General features: G+C 38.6%; 6 protein-coding genes. All 6 read left to right on the top strand.

Annotated elements, in window-relative coordinates; genetic code table 11:
- The coding region (gene rlmD / locus B2633_RS10140; RefSeq protein WP_483170525.1) for a 23S rRNA (uracil(1939)-C(5))-methyltransferase RlmD at positions 1-1027 on the top strand (1027 nt) is incomplete at its 5' end.
- Between the two features lie 187 nt (positions 1028-1214).
- Positions 1215-2435 (top strand): HNH endonuclease, encoded by a 1221-nt coding sequence (locus B2633_RS10135; protein ID WP_483170524.1) that lies wholly within the window; start codon positions 1215-1217, stop codon positions 2433-2435.
- 205 nt (positions 2436-2640) lie between these two features.
- Complete coding sequence (locus tag B2633_RS10130; RefSeq protein WP_483170523.1) at positions 2641-8169, top strand: DUF4011 domain-containing protein; 5529 nt, start codon at positions 2641-2643, stop codon at positions 8167-8169.
- Between the two features lie 11 nt (positions 8170-8180).
- The gene (locus B2633_RS10125) at positions 8181-9359 is read left to right on the top strand and encodes a hypothetical protein (RefSeq protein ID WP_483170522.1); all 1179 of its coding nucleotides are present in this window, start codon (positions 8181-8183) and stop codon (positions 9357-9359) included.
- A gap of 387 nt (positions 9360-9746) precedes the next feature.
- Positions 9747-11288 (top strand): IS21 family transposase, encoded by a 1542-nt coding sequence (gene istA, locus B2633_RS10120; RefSeq protein ID WP_483170521.1) that lies wholly within the window; start codon positions 9747-9749, stop codon positions 11286-11288.
- Positions 11288-11977 (top strand): IS21-like element helper ATPase IstB, encoded by a 690-nt coding sequence (istB, locus tag B2633_RS10115; protein WP_483170519.1) that lies wholly within the window; start codon positions 11288-11290, stop codon positions 11975-11977. Before istA ends, istB begins: the two co-directional genes overlap by 1 nt.
- Positions 11978-11986 lie beyond the last annotated feature (9 nt).

Here is an 11986-nt window from a genome sequence, read left to right as displayed (position 1 = left end):
GCTGCAGAGGGTGGGGAAGATCGAAGCACCAGTCAAGCCCTGCCTGCCGTCTCCGCAGACCTGGCGCTACCGCAATAAAGTCACCTGGCACGGGGCGCCAGGCCGGGATGGTTGGCGTATGGGTTATTACCGCAACAATACCCATGATATTATCGGGATCCGCGATTGCCTGTTGATCAGTGAGGCCATGCAGGAGTTAAGCAATCGCTTTACCGAACAGTTGGAGAGACTCCCGCAGCCCTTGCCGCCTGTAGAACTGATCGTGAGGGAATCTTCGTATGACCAAGGAATGATGGCTATTCTGTCGGGGCTAAAAGAGGGCACAGCTCGTAAACTGGCCGATACCCAAAATGGCCAAAATCTGTCCATAATCCATAGTGAGCCGCAGGCTTTTACCGCAATATCAGGCCAACCTTATCTGCGGGAGCATCTGGATGATACCCGTTTCAATATATCGCCGCAGGCCTTCTTTCAGGTTAACCGGGGTCAGACTGAACAGTTGTTAGGGATTATAAAAGAATGGCTTGACCTGCAGGGCAACGAGATGATTCTGGACGCCTATTGCGGAGTGGGCTCACTGGCTTTGACCCTGGCCCCGCTGGTTCGCAAAGTGATGGGCATAGAGGTCTTCAAGCCGGCGGTCAAGGACGCCAAGGCCAATGCCCGCCTGAACGGCCTAGGGAATACCCGCTTCCTGGCCGGGTTGACCGAAGAGGTCCTGCCTACCTTGACCAACCGCTTTGACGCCGTTATCCTTGATCCTCCCCGCAGCGGTTGCAGCCCCGTTGTGGTTCAAGCAGTGGCCCGCCTCAAGATACCGCGCGTTGTCTACGTTTCTTGCGAACCATCGACACTGGCCCGGGATCTAGCCCAATTCTCCCAGGCCGGTTACCAAATTAAAGAGATCCAGCCTCTGGATATGTTCCCCTGGACGGGGCACGTGGAGTGCTGTGTACTGCTATATCACAAGGATTATATCGGGGAAAAGGGTAAGAAGGTTACGGTTGAGGTTGGGATGAATAAGTAAAGCCGAATCATTCGTTTATATTTAAAGGCATCTGCTGACTATTTTAATGCAGGTGCTTTTTAATATGGGTTGACAGGTGGATACCAAAATAGCTACATATATTTTCTTGTTGTAAGCAAGAGGATTCCAATTCAAAAATGCAGAATATTATCTGTTATAGGGTATCTAAATAATAGGAGTCATTTTTATGGTTACAAAAGAAAGCTATGAAAATATAGAATTTAAAGATGAATCACAAATTTCCAAAGCACGTTGGAAAGACATATTGCAAAATAAGGAAATAACTAGTGAGCTTGATTTAAAAACTGTTCTTACCGTTTTTAAAAGTCCACAATGTATGTCAACTGCAACTGAAATAGCAACAATTCTTGGGGAAAGAGACTATCGTGTTATTTCATCCGGGAATACTAGCTTTTCTAGAAGAATATGTGCTTATTTGGATATAAAACCACCACGAAATAATAAAGGTGGTAACAGGTGGTGGACTATTCCATATTTGGGCGCATCTAAAGGCGATGGAAAGTGGTTTTATATATTGCGCCCAGAACTTAAAGAAGCAATTGAAGAGTTGATTTCTGAAGGCAAGTTAAATCTTAATAATATAGTTGAAAGCATTCCTGAAATTAGAATAATCCCTATGAGCAAATCATTAGAATTTAATAATCAATCTATCGAAATTGTGCAGCAAGAGTTTTTTATGAGAGATTTGAAAAATAGATATGATTGCTTATTTTATCTGAGAACTGGCGGAATCTACTGTGCTAAAAATACACTACTTCTTTTTCAGTATGATAATAGGGTGATTGCTTGTGCCAAGCTCATAAAGGTAATAAAATACAAAAAACCATATGATGGAATTTATGATGAGTCTTTATCTCTAGATAGAAATAGCATTCAGGTTTTTGATCCGATAATGCCATGTGAATTAAAAATAATTGATCATGAATTTAAAAAATTTAGCCAAGCAAGACAATTAATAAATATTAACTGCTTGGCCATTTTATTGAATTTAATAAAAGAGAAAAAGGATTACCAAATAGCGGAAGAAATACCAGAGAAAAATGTAAATAAGTTATTTGAAGGAGCAAAGAGGCAAATTACTGTTAATGCTTATGAAAGAAATTCTAAAGCGAGAGCCAAATGTATTGAATACTATAAAAAGTTGAATAGCGGCAAAACAGTGTGTAAAATATGTGATTTTGATTTTGGAGAGGTTTATGGTGAAGAGATGGAAGGAAAGATTCATGTTCACCATTTAAAACCCTTGAATGAGATAGGCCAGGGGTATGAGGTAGATGCAATTAACGATTTAATTCCTGTTTGTCCAAATTGCCATTTGGTAGTTCATTCAAAAGAACCGGCTTATACGCCGGAGGAAATTAAAAAAATGCTTAAAAACAAGAATTAACACTTATTGCATAATAATCAAGCATCTGCTGAGAGGCAGGTGCTTTTTAGTATGGGCAAATATATGGAAAAGCAAATAAAATCATATATATGGTATAAATTGTATACTGACTGGCTTCTATAGAGGTATAATATAGGGGATAATTTGAAGTAATAATTTGAAATGTGTTTAAATAACAACAAATTAATATAAATGGAGTGCATTTATGGCTGAAATCGATGTTCGTATTGAGAACTGGAAAAAACGTCTGCTTGACCTAGGCAAAAGAAATAGATTAATAAATTACAAGGAAACCAAACGATCAAACATTAAGATTATATCTCCTGATTTAGCTGATCTCTATGAAACACTTGTTACTAAGGAAATTGCTTTGAGTTTTCCGCAACCACTTGATGAATATTATGATGAGTATGATGAAGAGTCATATGGTGCTGTTTCTTATGGTGATATAGAGACAGATCGGAATATCAAAGAACAGCAGAAAACGCTTAGTAACCTAAGAGCTAAAGCGAAAACTGCCATAGAGGAACAAGGTATTAATATTCTGTATCTGTGCTTCGGCTTTTTGAAATGGAAAGAAAGCCAGGATTCAGATCAAATAATGATATCCCCTATTATACTTGTACCGGTTACCCTTATGTTGGAGTCTATAAGCTCTCCATTTGAACTTAATCTTCATGATGATGAAATTGTGGTTAATCCAACTTTGATTTATAAAATGGAAAATGATTTTGGGATCATTCTGCCTGAATTTGATAGTCATGAAGACGATATTATGGTATACCTTCAAAACATTAATGACATTAGTTTTAAAAACCATTGGGAAGTAGTATTTGAAACTGGTCTGAGTCTCTTATCCTTTTTAAAGATAAATATGTATAAAGACCTGGATAAGAATAAGGAAAAAATACAAGCTCATTCTATCCTTAAGGCATTATCAGGTGAGACAAGCCAATTGGCAACTTTACCAGATGAATACAATAATTATGACCATGACAACAATATAAGGCCAATTGATACTTATCAAATAGTAGATGCTGATTCTAGTCAACAGGATGCCATTCTATACTCCAAGAAGGGTATTAGTTTTGTCCTCCAAGGGCCTCCTGGCACAGGAAAAAGCCAAACAATTACAAACATTATTGCCGAAAGTCTTGCTGATGGGAAAAAAGTGCTATTTGTTTCAGAAAAAATGGCTGCACTTGAGGTTGTTTATAAGCGATTAGCTCAAGCGGGTCTTGCGGATTTTTGTTTAACGTTGCATAGTCATAAAGCCAATAAAAAGGAAGTCTTAAATGAGCTTGGCAAAACCCTATCTATGAACAAGGTAAAGTTACAGGATGAAGCATTTTATCAGCTTGAGTCCCTCGAAATTAATAGAGACAGATTAAATAAATATAATACGGAGTTACATACAATTTGTCAGCCACTAAATAAATCTATTTATGATATTAATGGTAAATTGGCAAAACTTCATGGAACTCCTGATGTTGTGTTTTCACTAGAAGATGCTGAAGGCATTTCTTCTGAAAAGCTTAATAAATATACATACTTGCTTGCCGAGTATTCAAAAACTCTCGGGAAAATGACTGAGGATTATTCAGTGAATCCTTGGAGAGGATGCAAAGTACCTAATGTATCCCATGAACTACGCCATGATATTGAGACTTATCTAAAAAGGTTAGCGCCAAAAATACAAGTGCTCGCTGAAACTTATGATGCTATCAACAATGGTTTAGATTTAAATAGAACCACCTCAATGAATGCAGCAATTGAATTAATTGACATACTGGAACTATCCTCAAAATCACCTAAGGTACCGACAGTGTGGATTTTTGAAGAAGATATTTCACCACTTATAGAGCGAGCAGGAAATTATCGAGATCTTCAAGCTGAATATAAAATAATCCAGGACGAGCTTTCTGCGAAATATACTGAAAACTTCTTTGAATTGTCTGCTGGTTATATACAGCAAGACCTTATGGTTTCTATTAATAAGCTCAAGCAATATTTAAATGTAAACACATTCAAGAATGATTCAGAAATAGTATTGTCCGCAAGAGACACAATTGATATATTAGAAAACTTACAGAAAATACTTGATACATCAATTTCAGCAATAATGGGTATTTCTCAAAAGCTGGCTATAAATCAAACGGGAACTTATGCAGAGAGTATTTCGCTCAATAAGATGTTGGCTAGCTTACTTTTAAATCCAAAATCGACAGAAGAATGGTTTGATCCAGATAAATATAAAATTCTGAAAAGGCTTTTTAATGAAGCTAAAGATAACCATTTGCAATTAGATGCTGATATGAAGTCAGTGGCCAGCAGATATGATGTGGAAATATTATCGATTGACCACTCTGCGATGTTAAAGAGATTTAAAATTGAATACACTTCGATATTAAAGATATTTAAGAAAAACTATAGGGATGATAAGAAACTAATTCGCTCTCTCGCTAAAGATTTGCTTAACAAAATAGATGATAATACAATAATTGCGATATTAAACGAACTTAAAGAAATTGGTGATAAGAAAGCGTGGATTCAAGAAAATGAGTCTCTGATGTCGCAGCTTTTTGGAAGCCATTATGAAGGAATCCATACTAATTGGGATGAGTTCGAAAACGTTATTAATGCTTTTGACAGTATAATTGCCTATTTTAATGGTGCGGTGATACCTCTTGAATTTAAGGAATTATTGCTAGCATGGGAGGCAAATAGTGACGAAATAAGATCACTCTATGGCAAATTGGCTTCACTTAATGATAGTAGTTTTCTTAACTCAACAAATCATGTATTTTCTGAATCCATGATAGGTAAAGAAATTGAACTCACGAAATTACAGCACCAAATAACGGAGACTCTGGAGATTTTAAGGAACATAAATGAATTATATACGGAAATAACAAAATACAGCGTTGAATCAATATCGCTCAATGAGACTATGTCTAATCTTAAAAAATTAGAACGACTTCAGATTATAGAAAACTCAATTGCTGAACAAAGTGAGATGCTAAAAAATGATTACCAATTCCTATTTAACGGGATTAACACTGACTGGGATATGATTATCAAATCCCTTACATGGACAAATGACTTTAAAAAACTGGACAATAAATATAAGCTGTCTCGGATTTTTGTGGAAAAAATATGTAATGATACTGACTTTATATTAAAAGTAGATGACAGCTTGCAGAAGCTTAAAAATAATTTAAGTGAAATTTCATGGGAGTGGAACTGGTACATAAATTTATTCGATAATAGAGATGAATTTCTGAACTTAGACCTACTTGCTCTATATACACGGATCGAGAAATGTTTTAACAACATTTATTCCTTGGAAGAATGGATTGATTTTCGAAGCTGTAGAGAAGAGTGCCAAAATGCTGGTTTGACTGATTTTATTGAAAAAATTCAGGAACTAAAGATAGATAAAATTTCAATCGTTAATGCGTTCTTGAAGCGTTTCTATAGACTTTGGCTGGATGCATTCGTGCCTCAATTTCCGGCTGTAAATTCATTCCGTCGCCGTAGTCAAGAAGACACTCTTAGGGAGTTCAATAAACTAGATTTAACACAAATGTCAATTGCACGCTCACGAGTAAAAGAAATACTCATTTCAAGATTGCCGGATTTAAATTCAGGTACTTCAGCGGTTGATGAAGTTGGAATACTAAAACGAGAGTTGAATAAACAAAAGAAAATAATGCCATTGCGTAGGCTATTCAAAACTATACCTAACCTACTACTTACCTTAAAACCGTGCTTAATGATGTCACCATTATCAGTGAGCTTATTCTTGGAAGCAGAAAATTATAATTTTGATATTATAATTTTTGACGAAGCTTCACAAGTATGTACAGAAGATGCTATAGGCGCAATTATGAGAGGTTCTCAAGTTATTATAGCCGGAGACAGCAAACAACTTCCTCCAACAAGTTTTTTTGCTGCAATTACTTCCGACAAATATTTTGATACTGCCGATTATAACGAAGATGAATATGATGATTCGGATGCCTATGAATCCATTCTCGATGAAGCTGTTACAGTATTGCCTGAACGAACATTGAAGTGGCACTACAGAAGTCGTCACGAGGAATTAATTGCTTTTTCAAATGCAAAAATATACAACTACAATCTGATTACTTTTCCTTCACATATAGATAGACTACCCGGCAATGGCGTTGAATATATCTATGTGCCAAATGGTGTGTACGATAGGGGAGGAAAGAAATATAACATTAATGAAGCGAAGAAAGTTGCAGACTTAGTATTTGAGCATATAAAGAAATACCCTAACCGGTCATTAGGTGTTGTAACATTTAGCGAAGCACAGCAACAGTCAGTTGAAAGTGCTATTCGGCAGCTTCGGTTACAGAATCAGCAGTTTGAAAGTTACTTCAGAGAGGATATAGAAGAAGCCTTCTTTGTTAAGAATCTTGAGAACGTGCAAGGTGACGAAAGAGATACGATTATATTTAGTATAGGATATGCTAAAGATCACAATGGAATAATGTACATGAATTTTGGCCCACTTAGTAAAAGTGGAGGTTATCGGCGTTTGAACGTTGCCATAACAAGAGCAAAGTTTAATGTGAAATTAGTAGGGTCAATTCATCCAACCGATATAAGGCTTGAAAACACTAACTCCGAAGGGGTTAAGCTATTACGATCTTACATAGAGTTTGCTATCAACGGAACCAGTGTTTTGCAGAGAGAACTAAACTATTCAAATATTGTTGAGGTTGACTCTCCATTTGAAGAGTCAGTATATGATTTTCTTGTTAAACACAACTATAAGGTTGTAACCCAAGTTGGTTGTTCTGGATACCGTATAGATTTAGCAGTAAAACATCCCACGCTTGATAATAGATTTGTACTTGGTATAGAGTGTGATGGTGCAACATATCATTCGGCCAGAACCGCAAGAGAACGTGATAGGTTGAGGCAAACTGTGCTTGAGGACATTGGATGGAGAATATACAGAATTTGGTCAACAGACTGGATAAAAGACCCCATAACTGAAGGGCAGAAGCTTCTTGAAACAGTTGAGAAAGCCATATCCCAATATATGAGCGACGATTTCTTTTTTGAGAACCATAACGATAATCAGGAAATCATTATTTCTCAGGAAGAGTTTTTAACTATAGATGCTTCTGTTGAGCAATCAAGCGGTGATGAAGATATAGACGATAATCCGTATGGGTTTGATTATTATGAAGAAACAACTGTATATGAAATTGATAGGCATCCGGATGATGCTATATATCTTGCCAAAGCAATTAACCACGTAGTTCAAAAGGAATACCCTATACATTTTGAACTTCTTTGTAAGAGAATTGCCCCTTTATTTGGAAACCAAAAAGCAACTGTAAAAGTAAGAAATTCTGCGGAGTTTGTGATAAACAATAAGCTCAACAATTCTGTTGAACGTAGGGGTGACTTTTGCTGGTTAAAAGGTACTAACAAAGTTCCGGTTCGTATTCCACAAGCATGTGATACTGGGCGCAAGATTAATTACTTAAGCATCGATGAACTTGCTGAAGCGATGTTTCAAATTGCAAACAAGAGCATTGGTATAACTCAAGAAGATCTCTATGTGTCAACTGCCCGTGTTTTTGGATTTAATAGAACAGGCGGCAATATATCAAATGCTATGCAAAAAGCGTGTGAATATCTTATTGAAACCGGGAGGGTCAAAAATTCTGGTGGCAAGATAATAGTATAGGGGTGGGGGAGATGGATTCATTAAATTATGAGCGGGAAAACCAAAAGGAACATATTGAAATCGGTAAAGTTTACTATCATGACAGTGAAAAAGAGCAAACGCTTATTGCAACGCTGGAGGTATTCGGGAACGGATACGATGTAACTATTTATGAAGATGACGAACCGCAATATATTAATAGATGTGTTGTTCGAGAAACAAGTTATGAATTTATACAGTATACTGATGATGGAGAAATGCTAATTGTTAGGGTTAACGACGATTTATTTGTAATGTTTGAACAACAATTTGAGCTTGTGAAAGCGTATTACGATTTATTAAAAAGTGATCCAGATGCTGTGAATACATTTAAGCCTATTAATGGTACAATCGGCTCGGTAAACAACAAAAGTGCTGGTCAGTATTTTGAGGAGGATGATGAAACCTATTATATTTACGAAGCAATGATAAATGATCCTAAAAATCTAAGATTAAGGGTAAAGCTTATCTCAAAACTTTTCGAGGAAATTCAGTATATGAATAGAATCAAAACCTATGGGGATTTGCTGCAATATATTAGTTTGATGGAGGAGAGCTTATCATACATAGTATCACTGAAAAGTAGCAAGGATAAAAGATTAAATTTTACAAAAATGATTTGTTTAAGCCAACTTGGCAACTTATCTGCTTACAAAGGTGAAGTTGATAATGCCGTTAAATTCTGGTATCAATCCATTGAAAGTGCAACCAATTCTCCGGCAAAGGAAAATTTTACATATAGAAATATTATTGGTGCGATTGCAACTAATATTATATGCTTTCTAAATTATTTAAACCTAAGCGATATTTCCAGTAAAATCCAAAATAAGTATTCGAACTATATATCATTTTTTACCAGTACTCGACTTAATGTTGATGAAGAAGTGAATATAAAACATCCAAGTGAATATCAAACTAAATTCAGCCAGTTAGTTAAGAAAATGTTCAAAGTCGATAATAACGATGTTTATACAATTATTGCATTTTATTCCGATGATTATGAAGACTTTTTTGTTGATTGTGATGACTTAATTATTGATGCTTATAATGCAAACTACACAGAAGCTATTAGCATTAAGGATAATTTGATTAATGGGGTATACTCAACAATATTTGAGAAGGATGAGAGCGATACAGAAAAGCAAAAGCTTAGAATAAAGGCATATTTATAATACCAAGCAAAGTGGTGTTTATATAAGCGCAATAATTGCGGGGAACACATACAAGCTCCCCAAGGATTGTGTCGCGGTCATATACCATGTCGCTCCGTCTGCCGCTGAGCACGAACGCCGGCTCACTACTCAACTTCTCCAGCTTCAGGAAGAGCTTCAAAACGGCGAAAGGAAGCCGGAGCATGCCAGGATCTACGACAAAATACTTCGAGGTCCATGTGAATAATCCGGGTCAAAATGAGCCATTGTTCCGGAAAGTGAGAGCCACCAGTCCGATGAAAATGAGCCACGTTTCCGGCTAGAGAGCCAGTTGATGATTCTTCTTGTAGAATCCATATATGCACTACCAATGAGATAGTGTAAATCTTTCTACAAGGAGGTCATTAAATGACCAATTATCGAGAGATCCTGCGGCTTCACAGCTTAGGGATCAGCGGGCGCAGTATCGCTGCTAGCTGCGCCTGCTCGCGAAACACCGTTGCTAAAGTACTCAAACGAGCTCAGGAACTTAATGTGTTTTGGCCTTTAAAAGAAGGGATTTCGGACATTGAACTGCAGCAGATATTTTTCCATGAGGCCAACACACCCTTATCCAGAAAACGACCTAATTATGATTACATCCACAAAGAAATGGCCAAGAGTGGCGTGACGCTGAGTTTGCTCTGGAACGAATACTGCGAGAAATGCCGCTTAAATCAGGAGATTCCATTGCAGTATTCCCAGTTCTGTTATCATTATCAGCAGTACACCACCAAAACCAAAGCAACCATGCACATTCATCGTAAACCAGGTGAGCAGTTGGAAGTTGATTGGGCTGGCAAAACTGCTTCCCTGGTAGACAGCGATACAGGTGAAATCATTGATGCCTACGTATTTGTAGGGGTATTATCCAGCAGTCAATATGCCTATGTTGAGGCGTTTTTATCCCGAAACCAAGAAGCATGGATAACAGCCCATGTTCATATGTACCAGTTCTTTGGCGGCGTTACCCGAATTTTGATCCCGGATAATCTTAAAACCGGTGTAGATAAAGCTTCCTGGGATTCCCCGATACTCAACAAGGTTTATCAGGAGATGGCGGAACACTATGGTACGGCGGTAATCCCGGCCCGGGTAAGGAAACCCAAAGACAAACCGAATGCAGAAGGTACGGTTGGGATCGTCTCTACCTGGATCATTGCCGCTTTACGGCATCAAAAGTTTTTCAGCCTCACCGAGCTTAATCAGGCCATCAGGGAAAAGCTTCATGAGTTTAACAACAAGCCTTTCCAAAAGAAAGAAGGAAGCAGGCGCAGCGTCTTCCTGGAGGAAGAAAAGCCCATGCTGTTGCCGCTGCCTGCTGCCCCGTACGAGCTGGCCACCTGGAAAATCGCCACCGTACAGTTCAATTATCACATATCCGTTGATAAGATGCAGTACAGCGTTCCTTATGAATATATCAAACACAAAGTTGATGTACGGGTTACCAAGGGCGTGATCGAGGTCTTTTACAAAAATCTTCGCATTTGTTCACATCCAAGGCTCCATGGCCGTCCGGGACAATACAGCACCATTCCCGAACATATGCCGGAAGATCATCAGAAATATACTCAATGGAATGCCGACAGGTTTATCTCCTGGGCTGAAAATATCGGGCCAAGCACGACTATCGTTGTCAAAGCAGTGCTTTCCTCACATAAGGTTGAACAGCAGGGATACCGGAGCTGTATGTCGCTTCTGAAACTGGCGGACAAGTATTCTGTCACCAGGCTGGAAGCCGCCTGCAGTAGAGCTTTATCCTACACCCCCAGCCCCAACTACCGAAACATCAAAACAATTCTTACGACGGGCCAGGATAAAGCTGCAGCACAAACGCCACTTTCAAGCAATAATGATGCTGCTGTCCACGGTTTTACCAGAGGCGCAGACTACTATGGGAGGAATTCATAATGGTAAATGCAACGACGATTAACAAGTTAAATGAAATGCGCCTTACTGCCATGGCCGATGCCTACCGGAACCAGTTGCAGGATGCCGCTTCCTTTGCGGCGCTTTCTTTTGAAGAACGCTTTGGGCTCATGATCGATATCGAATGGAGCCGGCGCAAGAACAATCGTTTATCCCGGCTCATCCGCAAAGCGGATCTAGACCAAAGCAATGCTTGTATCGAAGATATTGAATACCATGCTGACCGGAAACTGGATGCTGTGCAAATCACCCGTCTTGCCACCTGTAACTACATACAGGAGAAGCATAACATTATCATAATGGGGGCGTCTGGCGCCGGCAAAACCTATATGGCTTGCGCCTTCGGTATGGCGGCTTGCCGTAATTTCTATTCGGTTAAATACATCCGTCTCCCCGAACTGCTCAACGAACTTGCCATAGCCCGCGGGGAAGGTGCCTTCAAGAATGTTATCAAGCAATACAAAAAAGTCAGCCTTTTAATCCTGGATGAATGGCTTCTGACTCCCTTGAACAACAGCGAATCCCGGGATCTCCTGGAGATTATTGAATCAAGGCACAAGACAGCATCAACCATTTTTAGTTCACAGTCTTCGCCGGCTGGATGGTATGGAAATATCGGTGAAGGCACATTAGCTGACGCCATTCTTGATCGAATCGTGCATGATTTATGAAAAGCTTTT

The organism is Syntrophomonas sp. UBA1041 (genome assembly GCF_002316705.1).
Classification (GTDB): Bacteria; Bacillota; Syntrophomonadia; order Syntrophomonadales; family Syntrophomonadaceae; genus DTU019.
This window is presented reverse-complemented; position numbering and strand designations above follow the sequence as displayed.

Coding starts and splice junctions, on each gene's coding strand:
- B2633_RS10135 (WP_483170524.1), top strand. CDS start 1,215: ATGGTTACAAAAGAAAGCTATGAAAATATAGAATTTAAAGATGAATCA.
- B2633_RS10130 (WP_483170523.1), top strand. CDS start 2,641: ATGGCTGAAATCGATGTTCGTATTGAGAACTGGAAAAAACGTCTGCTT.
- B2633_RS10125 (WP_483170522.1), top strand. CDS start 8,181: ATGGATTCATTAAATTATGAGCGGGAAAACCAAAAGGAACATATTGAA.
- istA (WP_483170521.1), top strand. CDS start 9,747: ATGACCAATTATCGAGAGATCCTGCGGCTTCACAGCTTAGGGATCAGC.
- istB (WP_483170519.1), top strand. CDS start 11,288: ATGGTAAATGCAACGACGATTAACAAGTTAAATGAAATGCGCCTTACT.